Source organism: Ectothiorhodospira sp. PHS-1, assembly GCF_000225005.1.
Lineage (GTDB): Bacteria > Pseudomonadota > Gammaproteobacteria > Ectothiorhodospirales > Ectothiorhodospiraceae > Ectothiorhodospira.
Genome location: NZ_AGBG01000006.1, coordinates 102,108 through 122,638, shown reverse-complemented (window position 1 = coordinate 122,638; position 20,531 = coordinate 102,108). Strand labels below are relative to the sequence as shown.

The window sequence follows — 20,531 nt, the reverse complement described above, 5'->3', positions numbered from 1 at the left end:
TCCTTGCCGGCGGCACGGACCTGCCCAGCCTGGGGGATGGCCTGACCCTGGGGGGCGTCGGCCAGTCCGGCGGGACCACCATCGCCACCCTGATCCGGGCCCTGGCTGGAGATTCCGCCAGCAATATCCTCTCCACCCCCAGCCTGCTGACCATGGACAACGAGGAGGCCGAGATCATCGTCGGCCAGAACGTGCCTTTTCGTTCCGGTCGGGCCATCGAACAATCCGGTCAGGCCTTCGACACCATCCAGCGCCAGGACGTGGGGGTGAAGCTCACGGTCCGTCCCCAGATCAACGAGGGCAATGCGGTGAAGCTGGAGATCGAGCAGGAAGTCTCCCAGGTGGCCCCCAGGATCAGCGGCCAGGATGCCGCGGACCTGATCACCAACAAACGCAGCCTGCGTACCAGCGTGATGGTGGACGACGGGCAGATGGTGGTATTGGGCGGACTGATCGATGATGTCCTGGTTCAGACCCGCAACAAGGTGCCGGGCCTGGGCGACATTCCCGGCCTCGGGCGGTTGTTCCGCTACGACACTTCCAGCAAGGAAAAACGCAATCTGATGGTCTTCCTGCATCCGGTGATCATTCGGGACCACAATGACATGACCGGACAGACGGCGGCCAAGTACAACTACATCCGGGCCGAGCAGCTGCGGTCCCGCGCCCAGGGGGTATTGATGATGCCCGACGACACAGTGCCGGTGCTGCCTGACTGGGAAGCGTTGCTGCATCTGCCGCCACCCTTTGAGGCCACCGCGGCCGCCACGGTGCGGGGCCTGACCATCCAGCCGCCACCGGGGCGTCAATGAACGCCCGCGGTGCGCTGAAGGCCATGGACGCGCTGTCCGTCACCCCACTGGATGGGGATGCCTCGGCTCCGTCCCCGGTGCGGGGGGTGAGTTTCGGCTTTGCCCGGCGTCACGGGGTCGTGGTCATGGAAGACTCGGGCGGAGTCCCGCGGGTGGTCTGTCGACCGGGTGTCGCCAGTCAGACCCTGGCCGAGCTGCGTCGCCATCTGGGGCGCCCCCTGATCCTGGAAACGGTACCGGCGGAACAGTTTGACCTCCTGCTGCGCACCCGCTACGAGAGCAGCAGCAACGACGCCATGCAGCTGATGGAAGGCATGGGAGAAGACGAGGATCTGGACAGCGTCGCCCAGAGCCTGGCCGAACCGGAAGATCTGCTGGAGACGGAAGATGACGCCCCCATCATCCGTCTCATCAATGCCCTGCTCACCGAGGCCATCAAGGAAAACGCCTCGGACATCCATATCGAGCCCTTCGAGAACCGTCTTACCGTGCGTTTCCGGGTGGACGGGGTGTTGCGTGAAGTGCTGGAACCGCCCAGGGTCCTGGCACCGCTGATCACCTCGCGGGTCAAGGTCATGGCCCGTCTGGACATCGCGGAAAAACGTCTGCCCCAGGATGGACGCATCTCCCTGAAGCTGGCGGGCCGGGCGGTGGACGTGCGTGTCTCCACGCTGCCCTGCGGCCACGGCGAGCGGGTGGTGCTGCGCCTGCTGGACAAGCAGGCCGGGCGCCTTGACCTGAGCCATCTGGGCATGGACCCCGCCACCCTGACGGTGATGCAGCGGGTGATTGCACGGCCCCACGGCATCATCCTGGTCACCGGCCCCACCGGTTCGGGCAAGACCACGACCCTCTATGCGGCCCTGTCCCAGCTCAATGACCGCAAGCGCAACATCCTCACGGTGGAAGATCCCATCGAATACTATCTGGACGGCATCGGCCAGACCCAGATCAACAGCAAGGTGGACATGACCTTTGCCCGGGGGTTGCGGGCCATCCTGCGGCAGGACCCGGACGTGGTGATGGTGGGAGAGATCCGTGACGTGGATACGGTCCATATCGCCGTCCAGGCCAGTCTCACCGGCCATCTGGTCTTTTCCACCCTGCATACCAATACCGCGGTGGGGGCGGTGACCCGGCTGCGGGACATGGGCGTGGAGCCCTTCCTGCTGTCCTCCACCCTGGTGGGCCTGCTGGCCCAGCGCCTGGTGCGCCTGCTCTGCGATCACTGCAAGGCCCCGTACCGGGCCTCCGCGGCCGACAGCCGTCTGCTGGGGTTGCCGCCGGGGGAACACACCCTGTTCCGTGCCGTGGGTTGCCCCGAATGCAATCACCTGGGCTACCGGGGCCGTACCGGCATCTACGAACTGGTGGAGGTGGACGAGACCCTCCGCACCCTGATTCATGACGGCGCCGGCGAGCAGGCCATGGAACGCCACGCCCGCCAGTGTACGGCCAGCATCCGCCAGGACGGCATTCGTCGCATCCTGGCCGGCCACACCACGCCGGAGGAGGTCCTGCGGGTCACCAAGGAAGATTGACCATCGATGCGTCCCTGGATACCCGTACCGAATCATGCCCGCCTTTGAATACACCGCCCTGAAACCCACCGGACGTCAGGTCCGCGGGGTGCTGGAAGGGGATACCCCCCGCCAGGTCCGCCAGCAACTGAGGGAGAGCGGTCTGACCCCGCTGTCGGTGGAGGCGGTGCAGTTGCGGGAACGCCGGCGGCAACGGTTGCCGGGCCTGTCCCGGGGCATCAGTGCCATGGATCTGGCCCTGCTCACCCGTCAGCTGGCCACCCTGGTGCGTTCGGGGCTGCCCCTGGAGGAGGCCCTGGGCACGGTGGCCCGCCAGAGTGAGAAGGCCCGCATTCGCAGCATGCTCATGGCCGTGCGCACCCGGGTGATGGAAGGCCATTCCCTGGCCCGCGGCCTGGGGGATTTCCCCCATGTCTTTCCCGATATCTATCGCACCACGGTCGCCGCCGGGGAGCAGTCCGGGCACCTGGATGTGGTATTGGAGCGTCTGGCCGACTACACGGAAAATCGTCAGCAGATGCGCCAGAAGATCCAGCTGGCCCTATTCTATCCGGCCATCCTCACCACCATGGCGGTGCTGGTGACCGTGGCCCTGCTCACCTACGTGGTCCCCGAGGTGGTCCAGGTGTTCAGCGGCATCGGTCAGGAATTGCCCTGGCTCACCCGCACCCTGATCGCGGTGAGTGATGCCCTGCGGGATTATGGTCTGATCCTGCTGGCGGCACTGGTGGCGGCCGGTCTGCTGTTTCGGTATCTGCTGCGCCGGCCCGGTCCGCTGCGGGCCTGGCACCGCCTGTTGCTACGCCTGCCCTTGGTGGGGCGCCTCATCCGGGGCATGAATACCGCCCGCTTCGCCCGCACCCTGTCCATTCTCTCGGCCAGCGGCGTGGCGGTGCTGGAATCCCTGCGCATCGCCGCCGAGGTGATCTCCAATCGGCCCATGCGCGAAGCCGTACAGGCGGTGGCCCAGCGGGTGCGGGAGGGCTCCGGCATCGGTGTGGCCCTGGAGCGGTCCGGCTATTTCCCGCCCATGACCGTCCACCTGATCCGTAGCGGCGAGGCCGGCGGCTCCCTGGACGAGATGCTGGAGCGGGCGGCGGTGAACCAGGAGCGGGAACTGGAAACCCGCATCGCCATGATCATGGGCATCCTGGAGCCGGTGCTGATCCTGGTGATGGGGCTGGTGGTGCTGGTCATCGTGCTGGCCATCCTGTTGCCCATTTTCGAACTTAACCAGCTGGTCAATTAGTGATCATATTCAACAAGGGGATTGCATGCGCATGAACATCCATCCACGCAGACAAGGCGGTTTCACCCTCATCGAAGTCATGGTGGTGGTGGTGATCCTGGGGATTCTGGCGGCCATCGTCGTGCCCCGGATCATGGATCGTCCCGACGAGGCCCGTATCACCAAGGTGCAGAACGACATTCGCGCCCTGGAGAGTGCCTTCAACCTCTACCGCCTGGACAATTTCGTCTACCCCAGCACGGATCAGGGCCTGCAGGCCCTGGTGCAGCGGCCCTCGGGCCAGCCGGAACCGCGCAACTGGCGCCAGGGCGGGTATATCGACCGCCTGCCCATGGACCCCTGGGGCAACCCTTACCAGTATCTGCATCCAGGTACCCGGGGCGATTTCGATCTCTACAGCTTCGGCGCCGACGGCCGTCCGGGCGGTGAAGGCATCAACGCAGAGATCGGCAACTGGGGTCAGTGATCCGGATGTCCCCGTCCGGCCCTGGCCACTCCTGTCGCGGCTTCACCCTGCTGGAGGTGGTGGTGGTGCTGTTCATCGTCGGCATCATGGTCACCTTTGCGGTGATCGCGGTGGGCGACGGCGGCCGCGATCGTCACATCGAACAGGAAATGCGCCGCTTTGTCGCCCTGGTCGACCTGGCCCGGGACGAGGGCATCCTCACCGCCGAGGAGACCGCCCTGAGCGTGGGTCGGCACGGGTACGGCTTTCTGCGCGAATATCAGGTGGATGACCGCAGCTACGAGTGGCTCCCGGTGCCGGGGGATCGACCGTTGCAATGGCGCGAGCTCGGGGGACTGGGCATCGAGCTGGCCCTGTCTCTGGAGGGGCAGCCGGTGAGCCTGGAGCGGGAGCCGGCCAATCCGGCGCCCCATGTCTACCTGGGCATCAGCGGCGAGATCACCCCCTTTGAACTGCAGTGGCTGACCGATCAGGCCCGCACACCCCGCTTCGTCATTCGAGGTCATCCCGGGGGACGGATCGAGATACTGGAACCGGCGGACCCTCACGGCAGGGAATTGCGGCCATGGCGCTGAGGCTGCAACAGGGTTTCACCCTGCTGGAGGTGCTGGTGGCGGTCACCATCCTGGCGGTGGCCCTGGGCGCGGTGATCAAGCTGGGCAGTGACAACGCCCGCATCGCCGCCGAACTGCGTGACCGCACCCATGCCCACTGGGTGGCCTCCAACGTCATGGCCCGCTATCGGGCCGGGCTGGATGCCCCGGCCGAGGCCGTGGTGCGGGGGAGCAGCATGATGGCGGAACGGGAATGGTTCTGGGAGGCGCGTCTGGATCCGGCCATGCTGGATGTGGGCGGTTTTGAACTGGGACCCGTGCCCCGGATCGAGATCAGCGTCCGCGACCGGGATGATCCGGACGCCTCCCCCCTGGCCCGGTTGGTGGGGTACCTGAATTGGCAATGAGCCTCCGTCGCCCCCCTTCTGCACGCTACGGACGCGGTTTCACCCTGCTGGAGCTGATCGTCTCCCTGGCCGTGTTTGCCCTGGTCTCGGTGATGGCCTACGGCGGCCTGCGGGCGGTACTGGAGGCGCGGGCCTTCACGGATGAGTCCGCCGCCCGCCTGGCGGAGGTGCAGATGGCCATGACCCTGCTGGGGCGGGATCTGGAGCAGGTGGCCCGTCGCCCGGCCCGGGACGGCCTGGGAGAGTTCCAGCCGCCGATCCGTCATGACGGCCTCCGGGTGCCGCCGCGGCTGGAGGTGATCCGCGCCGGGGTGCGGGGCGGTGCCGGTCGCAGCAGCCTGCAGCGGGTGGCCTGGGAGATGGATGAGGGCAGTCTGTATCGGCTTTACTGGTCCGCATTGGACGGGGGCGGGGAGACTCCCGTCGGCCGCATGCCCGTGATCCTGCGCCGGGAGGGGTTCGGGTTGCGGGACTGGGAGCTGCGCTTCCATCATCGGGACGGGATCGAGGGCCTGACCACATCGGCCTTCTGGCCGCCCCTGGGGGGGGATTCACAGGACATGGCCCTGCCGTTGGCGGTGGAGATCATTCTGGACCTGGAAGGAATCGGCCGGGTATCGCGGCTGTTTCCCGTGACCCATTCATGACCCGCCGGTGACCGCCGCCATGTATCGCCGTCAACGGGGCGTCGCCCTGATCACCGCACTGCTGGTGGTGGCCCTGGCCACCATCGCCGCCGTCTCCATGGCCACCCGGCAGCATCTGGATATCCGCCGGACCACCAATGTCTTCACCCATGACCAGGCCTATCAGCTCTCCCTGGGGGCGGAAGCCTATGCCCTGCGCCTGCTGGGGGAGCGCGACGAGGATGATGAACTGCCCTGGGAGGGGTGTGTGTCTCCGGCGATTCCCGTCTATCTGGAAGGGGCGGAGCTGGTCGTCCTGCTGGAAGACCTGCATTGCCGCTTCAATCTCAATGCCCTGGCCCGGGAAGACGAGGAACTGCGGCAGGGATTTGTCCGGCTGTTGGAGGAGATTGCCCGGGAAACCCCGGACCTGCGCCTGGATCCCGAACGCCTGCTGGTCCATCTCACCGACTGGCTCGATCCGGAGACCGATGACCCCGCCTATCGGGCCCTGGACCCGCCCTACCTGAGCGGGAACCGGTCCATGCTCAGCCCCAGCGAGCTGCGGCTGGTGCTGGGGGTGACGACACCGGTCTGGTGGGCCGTGGCCCCCTATGTGACCGCCCTGCCGGAGACCACCTCCATCATGAATCTGCACGAGGCCCCGGAAATCCTGCAGCGGGCCTTCGGCACCGCCGAGGACACGACGGTGGAGTCCCGGTACTTCCGTCTGGCGGTTCGCACGGAGCTGGCCGGGCGGCGTTTCCTGCTCTGCAGTGTGCTGGATACCCGGGAACAGCGGGTGGTGTTGCGGGAGCAGACCGCCTGCGGGCCCTGAAGCCCCCTGCAGATCCTGATGAAATTTGCCATGATGATGCCTTCTTGCCCGATCACCGGAGACGATCCGTGAACCCCAGCCAGGTCTTTTTGAGACCCACCGATGCCGGCAATCCCGGGGCGCCCTGGGAAGCCCTGCTGCAGATGACGGACGGCACCGTGCAGGCCCTGTCCCCGGCGGGGCTGGAGGTGCTGGCGGAGCAGCTCCCGGCCGGTCGTCTGATCATGCTGGTTCCCGGATCACGGGTCCTGCTCACCCGCGTGGAAATGCCCACTCGCAACAGCCGGGCGATGATGAAGGCGTTGCCTTATGCCCTGGAGGACCAGCTGGCGGACGATGTGGAAAGCCTGCATTTCGTCCCCGGCGCCCGCGACCCGGATGGCCGCCTGCGGGTGGCCGTGGTGTCCGTGGAGGACATGCAGGCCTGGCGGGAAGCCTTGCGCGGGCAGGGGCTGGAACCTCGGCTGATGGTGCCCGAGACCGCCGTCCTGCCCACGGCGCCGGATGCCTGGACGATCTGGCTGGAAGGAAGCCTGGCCTGGCTGGCCACGGCCGAGGGCGACGGCATGGCCATGGAGCGGGACAACGCAGCCTTCCTGCTGCAACTGCACTGGGATGAAACCCCGCCGGAGCGGCGTCCCGAGCGCCTGGAGATCCGCCGTCATGGACCGGCACTGCCCGAGGATCAGGCCCTGGAACGCCTGGAGTCGGCGCTCGGGATACCGGTCGCACGCCCTGTTGCCGCCGCGGGTCTGGCGGCCGCCATTGTCGAAGCCTGGCCGAAATCGGCACCCTTCAATCTGGCCAGTGGTGCCTTCAGTCCCCGCGACGGCCTGGGCCGGTGGTGGCGCCCCTGGCGTCCGGCGGCGGCCCTGTTGCTGGCGCTGGTCGTGGTCCAGTTCATTGCCCTGGGGTGGGAATTGCACACCCTGCAGGCGGAGCGGGACCGGCTGGAGCGGGAGATCACTCAGGTTTTTGAGCGGACTTTCCCCGGCAGCCGCGTGGTGGACCCCCGGCGCCAGATGCAGAGCGCCCTCAACAGCCTGCACCAGGGCCAGGACGGCGGCCCGACGGCTTCCGGCCTGGAGGCCCTGCTGACGGCGGCCGGCCCGGCCCTGGCCGCCGAGCAGGGATTGATGATCCAGAGCCTGCGCTACCAGCCGGGTCGACTGGATCTGGACCTGCATCTGGCCGACCTCCAGAGCCTGGACCGCCTGCGGCAGCAGCTGGAGTCGAATCCCGGCTGGAGCGTGGAGATCCAGTCCGCCAGCACCCGGGAAGACCGGGTGGACAGCCGCATCCTGATCCGGAGCAACGAGTCATGATCCCGTGGTGGCAAACACTCTCATCCCGCGACCGGCGGATCCTGACCCTGGGCGGTCTGTGCCTGGCGCTGATCCTGCCCTACGGCCTGATCTGGCTACCTCTCAATGACCGGGTGGAGGCCACGGCGCGAACGGTGGAGCGACTGCAGGGGGATCTGGGCTGGATGGAGGCGGCCTCGGCGCAGGTGCGGGCCGCCAGGGGTCAGTCCGGTCCCGCGCCCGCGGCCCAGGGTACCCAGTCCCTGCTGGGGCTGGTGGATGCCACGGCCAGGCAGGCGAATCTGGCCTCCAGTCTGCGGCGGGTCCAGCCGGAGGGGACGGGCACGGTCCGTGTGTGGATGGAGAATGTCGCCTTCGATGACCTGTTGCGCTGGCTGGACGGGCTGGGGCAGCAGTACGGGATTCAGGTCAGCGGTCTGGTCGTGGACCGCCAGCCGGCCGCCGGCCGGGTCAATGCACGACTGGTTCTGGAGGGGCAGGGGGCGTGAAGTCGGGTCTGAAGTCGTGGCATTACCTGGTACTGGGGGGAATCGCCTATCTGATCTTCCTGCTGGTGACCCTGCCGGCATCCTTCGCCTGGCAACTGGCCCGGGACCGGGGACTGGTGCCTGACGGGGTGGAGCCGGCGGGGATGTCCGGCACCCTCTGGCAGGGTCAGGCGCGACAGGTCCGGCTGGATGAACTGATGCTGTCGGATCTGCAGTGGCGGGTACGTCCCCTGGCGGGGCTGCGCGGGGAGTTGCGGGTGGATGTCACCCTGCGGCCGGCGGGCGGGACGGCCGCCGCCCGCCTGGGTCTTCACCCTTCGGGCCTGCGCCTGCGGGATCTGCGGGCCGACCTGCCGGCGGCGGCACTGGCCGAGGCCTATCTGACCCTGCCGGTGATCGTGCAGGGGCGAGTCCTGGCGGACATCCCCAGCCTGCGGCTTGACCGGCAGGGGCGTTTCAGTCAGGTGGAGGGCGTGGTGGGCTGGCTCAATGCCGCCTCGGGACTGCCCGAACCTCTCCCCCTGGGGGATCTGCGGGCCACCCTGACCGCCACCGAGGCGGGTCATCTGGAGGCCGTCATCCGCGATCAGGGCGGGCCATTGTTCGCGGAAGGCACGGCGGGACTGGCCCCGGGCGGGGCCTACCAGCTGCGTCTGCGCCTGGGGACGCGGGAAGGTGCCCGTCGGGAGCTGTCCCAGGCCCTGGGCTTCATGGGGCGGCCGGACGCGGAAGGCAGGGTTCCCCTGAACCTGTCCGGACGCTTCTGAGCCGTTGTCGCGGCAGCGATTATCCGAAGTGGCAGATGTAGTGGAAGGGCCCGCCGTCCACTTCGATATCGAAGCTGGCGTCGCCGGGCACCGAGAATGACTCTCCGGCAGCGATGCTGCGCCATGCATCCTCTCCCGGCAGGCGGATCCGGCAAGCACCGGCCACGCATTCCATGATCTCCGGCGCCCCGGTGTTGAAGGTCAGGCGGGCGGGCAGGATCACCCCCACCGACTTGCGGGTGCCGTCCGCCAGGGTGAAGCCGTGGCTGACGCACTTGCCGTCAAAGTACACATTGGCCTGGGTGTTCAGGGTGACGTTGTCGAACTGTTGGGTGATGCTCATGGAGAAATGCTCCGAAAAAGGTCAGGTCTTGCGATCCCGCGGCCGGTGGGCCGGGTCGATCCATGGGTCCTGGGACTCCATGGAGGTCATGCCGTCCCGCTCCGCTTCCACCTGGGAGATGCTCATGCCGGGGGCCTTGGCCCGGACATAGAAGCTGGCCAGCATCATCAGGATGTTGATGGCGCCCACCAGGACGAAGGGGGCGCGGGGATCGATGTGGTCGAACAGGCGGCCGCCGATCATCATGATCAGCAGGATGCCCAGGGCGCCGCTGATGTTGAACATGGCCAGTACCGAGCCGCGGGTGGCCTTGGGGGCCTCCTGGCCGATCAGGGACTGCCCGCCCAGGAACACGCTCATCTGGCCGATGCCCAGCAGCACGAAGAAGATCCAGGTGGTGCCGCCGCCCAGGGGATTGTCCATGAAGATCACCGCCAGGTTGCCCAGGGCCGCCAGGCCCATGCAGACGCCGAGGGCGGTGACCCGGTTCAGGCGATCCACCAGCGGCCCCAGCAGCGGCGCCGAGAGCAGGGCCGCCACCTGGGTGATGACGAAGATGAGGGTGGCCTGCTTGATGGCCTCCGGCGAACTCATGCCCATGCCGATGCCCACCGTGGTGCCCCAGAGCACGACGAAGGCGGCATTGATGGACTGGTCGCCGCGGGCAATGAAGGCCGCGCCGTAGGCCAGCAGGATGCGCGGGTTGCGGGCCTCGGTCACTCCGGTGACCAGCAGCTTGCGCACCGGCGGGCGGGCCTCCCGGGTGGGTGGCACCCCGCCCTTGAGACCGAAGCCGATGATGATGGCGGAGGCCACCGCCAGCCCCGCCACCAGCAGATGGGTGTAGAGCCCGGCATCGGTGCCGCTGACTCCGCGGGCGGTGAACACCTCCGGCAGCACCCCGAACATCTGGCCGATCATGACGATCCCCAGGCCGTTGAGCATGCCGATGATGGCCACCAGCTTGCCCCGGGAACGCTCCGCCGGGTAATCCGCCAGCACCGTGGACAGGGCGCCGGCAATGGCGACGATGCCCATGGCATAGATGGCCCGATACAGGAACAGGTCATCGCTGGACCCCGCCAGCGGATAGAGCACATAGGTGGCCGCCAGCAGCATGAAGCCGGCAATGAAGATGGGCCTTCGGCCGATGCGATCGATGAGGATCCCCGCCGGGATGAACAGCAGCAGGGCCACCACCTCGGTCCAGAACACCAGATCCCCGGTGAGGGTGCCCTGCTGGTCCAGGGGGATGTTCAGGTGCTCGTTGAGGATGTAGGTCTGGCCGATGGTGATGAACACCAGCAGACCGATGGAGACGAAGCCACCGTAGAAGAAGGTCCAGCCGTGGAGGGGCAGGATGCCCGGTGCCAGATAGATGGGACCGATCCGGTGGGTTTTCACCGCGGAAGGTGGGTTGCTGGTCTGGGTCATGGGTTGGTTGGAATCTCAGGTTCTGCCGAGAAGCCGCATCACGCGGTCCAGCGCCCCGTCCACGGCGCCGCTGAAGCGCTTGCCCAGGGGCTGCTTGCGGCGGTAGGTGACCTCGTACAGGTCGAACTCCCTGGACAGGCGCATGAGTTCATCGTCGCTGGTACTCAGGGCGTCCACCAGGTTCAGGGGCAGGGCCTGCTCCCCGTACCAGTGCTCCCCGGTGGCCACCGTGTCCAGGTGCAGCTGGGGCCGGTAGCGGCCCAGGAACGCCTTGAACAGGGCATGGGCCTCGTCCAGCTCCTGCTGGAACTTGGCCCGTCCCTCCGGGGTGTTCTGACCCAGGACGGTGAGGGTGCGCTTGTATTCGCCGGCGGTGAGCAGTTCCACGTCCACCTCCCGGCGCTTGAGCCAGCGGTGCAGGTTGGGTAGCTGGGCCACCACGCCGATGGAGCCGACGATGGCGAAGGGCGCGGCGACGATGCGGTGGGCCACCGCCGCCATCAGATAGCCGCCGCTGGCGGCTACCCGGTCCACGGTGACGGTGAGATGCAGTCCCGCGTCCCGCAGCCGGACCAGCTGGGAGGCCGCCAGGCCGTAGTGGGGCACCATGCCGCCGCCGCTCTCCAGGCAGACCACCACCTGGTCCAGATCCTTGCGGGCCTGGGTCAGGATGGCGGACACCTCTTCCCGCAGGTTTTCCACCCGGGAGGCGCGAATGTCGCCGTGAAAGCGCAGCACGAAGATGCGGCTGCGATCCGGGTCCGGCGGCGGGGAGGGCTTCTTGTCATCCTGTTTCCGGCCCAGTCGCCGCAGGCGCTGACCCAGGCTGCGGGGCGTCTTGAGATGCTCGCCCAGGGTCTTTTCCATGTCCCGGTAGCGCTGGTTGAGATGCCGGACGTTCAGGTGTTCCTGGCCCCGTTCCCGGGATCCGCCGGCGGCGGCGGTGATGCTGCCCAGCAGGATCAGGGCGGCCACCACGAAGGTGACCGCCTTGGCCAGGAACAGGCCGTACTCGTACAGGAATTCCATCGGTGCTCAGTCCCGATCAGGCTTCGCCCGTGGTGCCCAGGGTCTTTTCCACGAAGGCATCATACTTCTGAGTGAACTCGTCGGGCAGTTCATAGAAGGGCAGGGCGCCGGTCGGCAGTTCTTCCACCTGCCAGTTGGGCAGGCGTTCCACCGCAGCCTTGCCGCGATAATCCACGAAGTCGCCCCGCTCGCCGTGACACATGAACACCGGCAGGGTCAGGGATTCGTAGACCCGGGTGATGTCCTTGCTGAACAGGTTGCCCGCCAGGAAATGATAGGGCGCATGCTGGGCGCCGGGCTGGCGGGTGGTGGCCACGCTGTACTCCAGCAGGCCCAGGTCGATGCGACGGGAACCCCAGGCTTTGTTGAGGAAGTAGCGGATCACGCTGCGCTTGGTCAGGGCGTTGAACAGGCCCTGGTTCCAGGGACCCCGGGTGAGCAGGGTGTGCAGCCAGGGCATGCCCCGGGTGCTTTCCGGTGGGCCGTCCAGGCGGCCGGTACCCCGGAAGCCGGTGGGGCTGACCAGGGCTACGGTACGAAAATCGTCGGCGGATTCGGCGGCGGCCCGGGCCAGGAACTCAGAGCCCAGGGACAGGGCGATGGCATCGATGGGGCCGTCGCCCATCAGCCGGCGGATCTCCTGCACCATGGCATGAACGGCATCGGTCATGAGGCGGGGCGTGTAGGGCCGGTCGCTGCGGTCCGAGCCGCCGAAGCCGGGCAGATCCAGGGCAAAGACGGGCCGCAGGCGGCTGTAGTGGTCATAGAGGGGTTTCATCTCGTAGGCGGACCCGGCGGCATTCACGCTGTGAATGAGCAGCAGGGGTACGGTGTGCTGTGCCTCGGATTGGGCCGGGCCACCCTGGTAATAACAGAGCTGGCCCGCCTTGCTGTCCAGGGTGCGCCGCTCGCCGCTCAGGGCCGACGGCAGTGGGGACGGTGGGGCCTGGGTGCCGGTCTTGTCGGCAGCGCCCGTGACGGCCTGGGCAAACTGGATCGAGGGCTGTGACGTGATCGTCCTGGACATGGCGGCAACTCCTGCGGATGCGTTGGCTGACCGAGGGGGGATCCCCTCATCAATGATCTTCTTGAAGCCTGGGAGTATCCATGGGTGCCGGGGGTTTCTCAAGCGACGTCGGCCAAAATCAGGAGAAGGGCTATAATCCTGGCGTCGTGGTCAACTTTTGATGGCTCATCAATCCCGGGAGGGTTTCCCATGCATCGTCAAGTCCTGAACATCCTGATCATCCTGTCAATACCGGCGCTGCTGACATTGGGTACGGCACAGGCGGACCTGGGGCGCATCGCCCCGCCCGAGGGGGCCTCGGTCTACTTCATCAGCCCGACCGACGGTGATGCGGTCACTTCGCCCTTTACCGTGCGCATGGGGCTCAAGGGGGCCGGCGTGGCGCCCGCCGGTGTGGATCGTCCCAACACCGGCCATCACCATCTGCTGGTCAACAAGGATCTGGACGCAGTGAATCTGGACATGCCGCTGCCGTTCACCGACCACACCCTGCATTTCGGCGGCGGGCAGACCGAGGCCGAGGTGAGCTTGCCGCCGGGTCGGCATACCCTGCAGTTGCTGTTCATGGACTATCGCCATGCCAGTTTTGATCCGCCGGTGGTGTCCGAGCAGATCACGGTGACCGTGGAATAGGCGTAAACCCGGATGGTTCTGCCGGATGGTTCTGATAGTATAACCGCCACAAAGGCGCGGCTCCCCGATAGGGGAACATCACAATAACAGTGCCGCGCCGGACGGTTTCAACACCACCAAGGGAACACCATCCATGTATATCGGTACCACGCTGACCAATTTCATCATCGAGACCCAGCGCCAGTTCGAGGGGGCCACCGGCGAGTTCACCGGCCTTCTGAACGACATCGCGGTGGCCTGCAAGAAGATCTCCGATCTCGTCAACAAGGGGGATCTGGTGGGGGTGCTGGGCACCGCCGGGTCCGAGAACGTCCAGGGGGAGCAACAGAAGAAGCTGGACATCATCTCCAACGAGATCTTCATCGAGGCCCTGGCCCACAACGGCCATGTGGCCGGCCTGGCCTCGGAGGAGATGGATGACGTCCATCACCTGCCGGAGAGCGCCCCCAGGGGCAAGTACCTGGTACTGTTCGATCCCCTGGACGGTTCCTCCAATATCGACGTCAATGTCTCGGTGGGGACCATCTTCTCCATCCTCAAGGCCCCGCCGGGGGTGAAGAATCCTTCCAAGGAGGACTTCCTCAAGCCCGGCACCGAGCAGGTGGCCGCTGGTTACTGTCTCTACGGCCCTTCCACCATGATGGTGCTGACCACGGGGCGGGGTACCAACATGTTCACCCTGGACCGGGATTTCGGTGAATTCCTGCTCACCCACTCCAACGTGCAGATCCCGGCGGATACCCAGGAATTTGCCATCAACACCTCCAACATGCGGTTCTGGGAGGCGCCGGTGAAGCGCTACATCAGCGAGTGCCTGGAAGGCAAGGACGGTCCCCGCGGCAAGGACTTCAACATGCGCTGGATCGCCTCCATGGTGGCCGAGGTGCATCGCATCCTCACCCGGGGCGGTATCTTCATGTACCCCATGGACACCAAGATCCAGGCCAAGGGCCAGGGCGGCAAGTTGCGACTGATGTATGAGGCCAATCCCATGGGCTTCATCATCGAGCAGGCCGGAGGCGCCGCCACCACGGGACGGGAGCGCATCATGTCCCTGAACCCCGAGGACATCCACCAGCGGGTGCCGGTGGTGCTGGGGTCGCGCCACGAGGTGGAGCGGGTGACCGCCTATCACCACGAATGATGTCATCAGGACCCGGCCTTTGCCGGGTCCCGCCGTTTTGGGGAACATCCACCGCAGCGGCCCCAGGCGGGCCAGGAGGTTGCCATGAACCCTGTTCGATCGTTCACGCTCATCCCGGTGGTGGTGCTGGTCGCGCTGTCCGCCTGGAGCGTCGCACCGGCCCAGGAAGCCCGTCTGGAGCCGGGCATGGTCAACCCGGGCTGGGTTGAACCGCCGCCCTGGTTCCATGAGTCCTTTCTGGATATTCGGGAAGACGTTCAGGAGGCCACGGATGCCGGTCGGCGACTCATGCTGTATTTCTATCAGGACGGTTGTCCCTACTGCGAAAAGCTGGTGCGGGACAATTTCGGCCAGCGCGACATCGCCGACCTGACCCGGCGGCATTTCAACGTCATTGCCATCAACATGTGGGGGGATCGGGAAGTCACCGACATGGCCGGGCACGACACCACGGAGAAGGATTTTGCCCGGGATCTGAATGTCCAGTTCACCCCCACCCTGCTGATGTTCAACGAGGAGTTCCAGGTGGTCGGGCGGATCAACGGCTATTTCGAGCCCCATCGATTCCGCGCGGCGCTGTCCTGGATCGGGGAGCGGCGGGAAAACGACATCAGCTTCCAGGCGTATTTCGAACAACTGTCGCCGGAGCCCGCCACGGGGGTGCTGCATGCCCGCGACGGCTGGCTGCAGCCGCCCCATGACCTGGCCTCGGCCCTGAGAGAGGATGGCCGGCCCCTGCTGGTGTTGTTCGAGCAGGCCCAGTGCTCCGCCTGCGATGAACTGCACCTGGATATCCTGGCCCGCCCCGACAGCGAGGCGCTGCTGGCCCGGTTCCAGGTGGCGCAGATCGATGTCGCCGGCCGTGACAGGGTCATCACCCCCGAGGGCGAGCAGACCAGCGCGGCGGCCTGGGCACGGGACAGCGGTGTGCTCTACACCCCCACGCTGGCTTTCTACACCCCCGAGGACGGCGAGGTGATCCGGGCCGAAGGCTATCTGCGGACCTTCCATGTGCAATCCCTGATGGAGTATGTGCTCACCGGCGCCTACCGGGACGAGCCGGAGTTGCAGCGCTACCTGGACCGGCGCGCCCAGTCCCTCTATGAGCAGGGGATCGAGGTGGATCTGATGGACTGATCCCTGTCCGGGCTGCATCGGTCCCCCGCCTTGAGTTACCCTAGCGGGTCATCCAGTCGTCAAGCCGGGAGTCTGCATCTTGGTCAAGGGAACCCTCTTCATCGTGTCCGCACCCTCCGGGGCCGGCAAGACCAGCCTGGTGGCTGCCTTGCTGGAGGCCCGTCCGGATCTGGTGGTGTCCGTCTCCCACACCACCCGTCCGCCCCGGCAGGGGGAGGTGGACGGTACCCACTATCACTTCGTCAATGCGGAGCAGTTCCTGGGCATGATCGAGGACAAGGCCTTTCTGGAGCATGCCCGGGTCTTTGACCATTATTACGGCACGTCCCGGGCCGCGGTGGAGGCGGAACTGGATCAGGGTCGGGACGTGATCCTGGAGATCGACTGGCAGGGTGCCCAGCAGGTGCGCCAGTTGATGCCCGACTGTCAGTCCATTTTCATCATTCCGCCCTCCCGGGACACCCTGCGTGCCCGGCTCCAGGCCCGGGGCAAGGACAGCGCCGCGGTGATCGAACGGCGCATGCAGGACGCGGTCAAAGAAATGACTCACTATGTGGAATACGACTACCTGGTGGTCAACGACTGCTTCGAGGATGCCCTGGCGGACCTGAAGGCCATCTTTACCGCCAATCGGCTGCGCATGTGGCCCCAGCACCACAGCAAACGGGCGTTGCTGAGCGAATTGCTGGCATCCCGGTGCCCGAACCCCTAATATTGAACGTTTTCCCGCCGTTTTTTCAGGAGTACTGCCGGCCATGGCACGAGTGACCGTAGAAGACTGTCTCGACAACGTGGAAAACCGTTTCCATCTGGTACTGGTGGCCGCCAAGCGCGCCCGTCAGCTTGCCGGAGGCACCAACCCCCAGGTGGACTGGGAAAACGACAAGCCCACCGTGGTCGCCCTGCGGGAGATCGCCGCCGGTCTGGTGGGGCCGGAAGTCCTGGACGAAGTGGCCGCCCGTGACCACGCCGCACAGTCCAAGGTCAGTGACGAGGAGGTCAACTCGGAGATCTAGCCCCGTCTGCGGATTGCTCCGGGAACCGCAACAGGGCCACTCCGCGTGACAGCCGCCATGGTCGAGAGCGCCCCCACCCCCACGATACCCAGCCCGCAGCCGTTGGATTCCACCCGATTCATGGCCGGCGACCTGTGCGCGTATCTGGAATGCTATCTGGAGCCGGAGCAGATCAAGGAAGTCTATCGGGCCTATCTGTTCGGAGCGGAGGCCCACGAAGGCCAGACCCGTCAGAGCGGCGAGCCCTACATCTTCCATCCCCTGGCCGTGGCCAAGACCATGGCCGAGATGCGGATAGACTACAAGAGCATCATCGCCGCCATCCTCCATGACGTCATGGAGGATACCCACATCAGCAAGGAACGCATCATCGAGGAGTTCGGCGAGGACGTGGCCGAACTGGTGGACGGCGTTTCCAAGCTCACCCACCTCAAGTTCCGCTCCAAGGCCGAGGCCCAGGCCGAGAATTTCCGCAAGATGATGCTGGCGATCACCCGCGACCTGCGGGTGATCCTGGTGAAGCTGGCCGACCGTCTGCACAACATGCGCACCCTGGGCGCACTGAGGCCGGACAAGAGCCGGCGGGTGGCCCGGGAGACTCTGGATATCTATGCCCCCATTGCCCAGCGTCTGGGCATGAATGCCATCCGCCGGGAACTGGAACTGCTCGGTTTTGCCGCCCACTATCCCATGCGCCACAAGGTGCTGGATGCCGCGGTCAAGAAATCCCGGGGCCATCGCAAGGAGGTGATGCAGAAGATCGAGACCGCCATCTGCGGTCGCATGGAGGAAGTGGGGATTGAGGCCCGCATCGTCGGCCGGGAAAAGAACCTCTACAGCATCTACCGCAAGATGAAGCAGAAGCGTCTGTCCTTCTCGGAGGTCTATGACGTCTTCGCCATCCGCATCATCGTCGCCGACGTGGATACCTGTTACCGGGCCCTGGGGGTGGCGCACAACCTCTACAAGCCGGTACCGGGGCGCTTCAAGGACTACATCGCCATTCCCAAGGCCAACGGTTATCAGAGCCTGCACACGGTGTTGTTCGGGCCTCACGGCATCCCCATCGAGGTGCAGATCCGCACCGAGGAGATGGACCGGGTGGCGGAGACCGGCATCGCCGCCCACTGGCTCTACAAGGCCGGGGATCGGCACTCCGCCACCGCCCAGGACCGGGCTCGGGAGTGGCTCAAGGGGGTGCTGGAGATCCAGCAGGCCGCCGGCAACTCCATGGAGTTCCTGGAAAACGTCAAGGTGGACCTGTTCCCCGAGGAGGTCTACATCTTCACCCCGCAGGGAGACATCATGGAACTGCCCCGGGGCGCCACCGTGGTGGATTTTGCCTACGCCGTACATTCCGACGTGGGCAACACCTGCGTGGCGGCCAAGATCGACCGTCGCCTGGCACCGCTTTCCACCCCGCTGGAGAGTGGTCGCACGGTACAGATCATCACCGCTCCCGGTGCTCGCCCCAATCCTGCCTGGCTGAACTTCGTGGTCACCGGCAAGGCCCGCACAGCCATCCGGCATTACCTCAAGAACCTGCAGCAGGACGAGGCGGTCAGCCTTGGCCGCCGGCTGCTGGAAAAGGCCCTGTCGGTCTATGAACTCTCACTGGAGCAGGTGCCCGAGGAGCGTCTGCGCGCGTTGCTGGAAGAGCTGCAGCTACCGGATGTCAAGGCTTTGCTGGCGGACGTGGGGCTGGGCAACCGCATGGCGGCCCTGGTGGCCAGGCGCCTGTCCGTGACGGAGGATGCCGATGCCTCGGCCATGGAAACCACTCCGGCGGGCATGGGGCGGCCCCTGGCCGTGAAGGGCACCGAAGGCATGGTGCTGTCCTTTGCCAAGTGTTGCAATCCCATCCCCGGCGATCCCATCGTCGGGGTCATGAGCACCGGGCGCGGCCTGGTGGTCCACCGGGAACACTGCCGCAACGTGGCCGACTACCGGGACAAGCCGGACAAGTGGATCACGGTGGAGTGGGCGCCGGACAGCACCCAGGAATATGCTGCCACCGTGCGTATCCAGACCGCCAACAAGCGGGGCGTGCTGGCCAGCTTGGCGGCGGGGATCGCGGACATGGGCTCCAATATCGAGCACGTCTCCTTCGACGAGCGGGATGGCCACGCCACCACGATCACCTTCACCCTGAGTGTCCGCAGCCGCAAGCATCTGGCGGATATCATGCGTCGCCTGAGGCGTATCCCCGAGGTTCTGCGCATCGCTCGCGCCAGAGGCTGACGAGCCGGGCGAGATGAGGGCGGGGGGTCGGGGCCGCGGGGAAGGTGATCCTGGCCCCGCCGGCCGTCACCCGGTCGTCATTCGCTGCTGATGGCACCCCGGGCCGGGGCCTTGGAGGCGCTTGCCGGCTTCTTGAAGGTCTTCTTGGTGCGGGGGCCATTCCCGCTGCTTCCTGATCTTGGCTGTCTGGCCCCGCGGGCCTGGCGCTGACTGCTGCCGCCGCCGCGTGTTTCGGCAGCCTGCTTCTCACCGCCGGAGATCTGGTTGACGGGCGCCAGGGAGATCTCCAGTTCGATGATCTCGTCCCATTGTTCCTCGGTGCGCTGGTTGTCGGGGATTGCCAGCAGGGTCTGCAGGCGTCGACGGGGGGAAATCGCTTGGGAAGTATCGTTCATGGCTAGGACATCATGGGGTTGGGCGCCTGGGGCGCTGCGGGAAAAGACTGGGACAGGGCATCTGTCATGGTCATGACTCCTGTTCATCAGAGGAAGAGCGGCCCGGGTCAGGCCCGGGCCTTGTCAATGAGTTCCCCGGCAATCTCAAGGATGTCGTCGAAGCTGCGGGCCTGTTCGCCAACCACGACGAAACGGCCGTCGACCACCAGAGTGGGGACGCTGTTGATGCCGAAGCGGGCCTGCAGGCGATCATTGCGGGCCACCTGGGCACGAATATGGGAGGCATTGAACACCTGGCGGAATGCCTCGGTATCCACGTCCCTGTCCGCCAGCCAGTCCAGAATGGCGGTTTCAGTGAACAGGGGTTCCCGGTCCACGCCGACGGCGTCGAATACCGCCTGATCCAGTTCAGCGGCCAGACCGGTTTCCTCCAGGGCCAGCGCCAGGCGGGCCAGATTGGCCCAGGCGGCACGGTTGAAGGAGATGGGAATGCGTCGGAACACCACGTCGTCGGGCAGTTCCATCAGCCAGGGCTTCATCACCCGGGCCAGCTGGCCGCAGAAGGGGCAGCCGTAGGAAAAGAACTTGGCCAGCTCGATCTTGCCTTCGGGGGCTTCCGACTGGGGCCGGGCGATGGCGCGCCAGTCCTGTCCTTCCACCAGTCCCGCCAGGACGTTGGGCGCCAGGGCGACCCCCAGGCCACCGGCAAGCAATTGGTTGAAACGGCGTCGGCTCAGGGACATGGCATCGCTCCAGGGGCTGGTTGGGTGGTACAAGGGTTCATCGTGTCGCCATTCATGATGTGGACGAACGGTGCCCATCGGCTGGGCTGACACCCCGCTGTCCCGGACAGGGCCGGGTCCGACTGGGAGATTCTGTTGGGGTGCCGGTGTCACCGGTATGCGGACGTCATGATCCGCCTAACGCCGCCCGGGCAGCAATACAGCACTTTCCGTCCGGGAAGGCAGGGCCGCATCACCGTCGGATCCGGGACTCGACGGTCTGATGATTCATGGTGCCTTGTCCGTGGTCTTTCAAGGCCTGACCGGCAGTATGGCC

General features: G+C 66.1%; 22 protein-coding genes and 1 pseudogene. 17 read left to right on the top strand and 6 right to left on the bottom strand.

Translation table 11 applies throughout. The features are described from left to right. The 11 genes and pseudogenes from ECTPHS_RS04315 to ECTPHS_RS04265 all read left to right on the top strand — a co-directional run. Window positions 1–812 (top strand): annotated as a pseudogene (locus ECTPHS_RS04315) (type II secretion system protein GspD); the annotation flags it as partial. 23 nt (window positions 813–835) lie between these two features. Then, a complete protein-coding gene (gene gspE / locus ECTPHS_RS04310; protein ID WP_040405120.1) occupies window positions 836–2,353 on the top strand; it encodes a type II secretion system ATPase GspE in 1,518 nt (505 codons plus the stop codon). A 34-nt stretch (window positions 2,354–2,387) separates the two neighbouring features. After that, complete coding sequence (gspF, locus tag ECTPHS_RS04305; RefSeq protein ID WP_008931463.1) at window positions 2,388–3,602, top strand: type II secretion system inner membrane protein GspF; 1,215 nt, start codon at window positions 2,388–2,390, stop codon at window positions 3,600–3,602. A 31-nt stretch (window positions 3,603–3,633) separates the two neighbouring features. Further along, window positions 3,634–4,068 carry a type II secretion system major pseudopilin GspG gene (gspG, locus tag ECTPHS_RS04300; RefSeq protein WP_008931462.1) on the top strand — a complete coding sequence of 145 codons (435 nt, stop codon included), beginning with the start codon at window positions 3,634–3,636 and terminating at the stop codon, window positions 4,066–4,068. Between the two features lie 5 nt (window positions 4,069–4,073). Beyond that, complete coding sequence (gene gspH, locus ECTPHS_RS04295; protein WP_040405119.1) at window positions 4,074–4,643, top strand: type II secretion system minor pseudopilin GspH; 570 nt, start codon at window positions 4,074–4,076, stop codon at window positions 4,641–4,643. Next, entirely contained in the window at window positions 4,634–5,029 is a 396-nt protein-coding gene (gspI, locus tag ECTPHS_RS04290) for a type II secretion system minor pseudopilin GspI (protein ID WP_008931460.1), read from the top strand. Before gspH ends, gspI begins: the two co-directional genes overlap by 10 nt. Continuing rightward, window positions 5,026–5,676: a type II secretion system minor pseudopilin GspJ gene (gene gspJ, locus ECTPHS_RS04285; protein WP_008931459.1), complete on the top strand. Its 651-nt coding sequence runs from the start codon at window positions 5,026–5,028 to the stop codon at window positions 5,674–5,676. The genes gspI and gspJ overlap by 4 nt, the downstream gene beginning before the upstream one ends. A 19-nt stretch (window positions 5,677–5,695) precedes the next feature. Further along, on the top strand, window positions 5,696–6,493 hold the full coding sequence (gspK, locus tag ECTPHS_RS04280; RefSeq protein ID WP_040405118.1) for a type II secretion system minor pseudopilin GspK: 798 nt from the start codon (window positions 5,696–5,698) through the stop codon (window positions 6,491–6,493). A 68-nt stretch (window positions 6,494–6,561) separates the two neighbouring features. Further along, window positions 6,562–7,818 (top strand): type II secretion system protein GspL, encoded by a 1,257-nt coding sequence (gene gspL, locus ECTPHS_RS04275; RefSeq protein ID WP_008931457.1) that lies wholly within the window; start codon window positions 6,562–6,564, stop codon window positions 7,816–7,818. Beyond that, window positions 7,815–8,306 (top strand): type II secretion system protein GspM, encoded by a 492-nt coding sequence (gspM, locus tag ECTPHS_RS04270; protein ID WP_008931456.1) that lies wholly within the window; start codon window positions 7,815–7,817, stop codon window positions 8,304–8,306. The genes gspL and gspM overlap by 4 nt, the downstream gene beginning before the upstream one ends. Continuing rightward, entirely contained in the window at window positions 8,303–9,073 is a 771-nt protein-coding gene (locus ECTPHS_RS04265) for a type II secretion system protein N (RefSeq protein ID WP_008931455.1), read from the top strand. The genes gspM and ECTPHS_RS04265 overlap by 4 nt, the downstream gene beginning before the upstream one ends. A 19-nt stretch (window positions 9,074–9,092) precedes the next feature. On the opposite strand, the gene ECTPHS_RS04260 is transcribed toward ECTPHS_RS04265, so the two are convergent. Genes ECTPHS_RS04260 through ECTPHS_RS04245 form a run of 4 tightly spaced genes read right to left on the bottom strand, consistent with a single transcriptional unit; the run spans window position 9,093 to window position 12,906 of the window. Beyond that, window positions 9,093–9,416 (bottom strand): pyrimidine/purine nucleoside phosphorylase, encoded by a 324-nt coding sequence (locus tag ECTPHS_RS04260; protein ID WP_008931454.1) that lies wholly within the window; start codon window positions 9,414–9,416, stop codon window positions 9,093–9,095. Window positions 9,417–9,437: 21 nt separating this feature from the next. Then, a complete protein-coding gene (locus ECTPHS_RS04255; protein WP_008931453.1) occupies window positions 9,438–10,850 on the bottom strand; it encodes an MFS transporter in 1,413 nt (470 codons plus the stop codon). A gap of 15 nt (window positions 10,851–10,865) precedes the next feature. Then, complete coding sequence (gene sohB, locus ECTPHS_RS04250; protein WP_008931452.1) at window positions 10,866–11,879, bottom strand: protease SohB; 1,014 nt, start codon at window positions 11,877–11,879, stop codon at window positions 10,866–10,868. 16 nt (window positions 11,880–11,895) lie between these two features. Then, a complete protein-coding gene (locus ECTPHS_RS04245; RefSeq protein ID WP_008931451.1) occupies window positions 11,896–12,906 on the bottom strand; it encodes an alpha/beta fold hydrolase in 1,011 nt (336 codons plus the stop codon). A gap of 189 nt (window positions 12,907–13,095) precedes the next feature. Between ECTPHS_RS04245 and ECTPHS_RS04240 the strand changes: the two genes are divergently transcribed. From ECTPHS_RS04240 to spoT, 6 genes are all read left to right on the top strand, one after another. Beyond that, window positions 13,096–13,539: a DUF4399 domain-containing protein gene (locus tag ECTPHS_RS04240; RefSeq protein ID WP_008931450.1), complete on the top strand. Its 444-nt coding sequence runs from the start codon at window positions 13,096–13,098 to the stop codon at window positions 13,537–13,539. 133 nt (window positions 13,540–13,672) lie between these two features. Then, entirely contained in the window at window positions 13,673–14,683 is a 1,011-nt protein-coding gene (locus ECTPHS_RS04235; protein WP_008931449.1) for a class 1 fructose-bisphosphatase, read from the top strand. A gap of 84 nt (window positions 14,684–14,767) precedes the next feature. Further along, window positions 14,768–15,820, top strand: coding sequence for a thioredoxin fold domain-containing protein (locus ECTPHS_RS04230; RefSeq protein ID WP_008931448.1), 1,053 nt, complete (start codon window positions 14,768–14,770; stop codon window positions 15,818–15,820). 79 nt (window positions 15,821–15,899) lie between these two features. After that, a complete protein-coding gene (gmk, locus tag ECTPHS_RS04225; protein WP_008931447.1) occupies window positions 15,900–16,532 on the top strand; it encodes a guanylate kinase in 633 nt (210 codons plus the stop codon). Between the two features lie 43 nt (window positions 16,533–16,575). Next, window positions 16,576–16,836 (top strand): DNA-directed RNA polymerase subunit omega, encoded by a 261-nt coding sequence (gene rpoZ, locus ECTPHS_RS04220; protein ID WP_008931446.1) that lies wholly within the window; start codon window positions 16,576–16,578, stop codon window positions 16,834–16,836. Window positions 16,837–16,893: 57 nt separating this feature from the next. Beyond that, complete coding sequence (spoT, locus tag ECTPHS_RS04215) at window positions 16,894–19,077, top strand: bifunctional GTP diphosphokinase/guanosine-3',5'-bis pyrophosphate 3'-pyrophosphohydrolase (protein ID WP_040405072.1); 2,184 nt, start codon at window positions 16,894–16,896, stop codon at window positions 19,075–19,077. A 77-nt stretch (window positions 19,078–19,154) separates the two neighbouring features. Here spoT and ECTPHS_RS04210 read toward each other — a convergent pair whose 3' ends face one another. Together ECTPHS_RS04210 and ECTPHS_RS04205 are read right to left on the bottom strand one after the other, a co-directional pair. Next, a complete protein-coding gene (locus tag ECTPHS_RS04210) occupies window positions 19,155–19,472 on the bottom strand; it encodes a hypothetical protein (protein WP_008931444.1) in 318 nt (105 codons plus the stop codon). Between the two features lie 107 nt (window positions 19,473–19,579). After that, on the bottom strand, window positions 19,580–20,215 hold the full coding sequence (locus ECTPHS_RS04205) for a thiol:disulfide interchange protein DsbA/DsbL (protein ID WP_008931443.1): 636 nt from the start codon (window positions 20,213–20,215) through the stop codon (window positions 19,580–19,582). Window positions 20,216–20,531: the final 316 nt, after the last annotated feature.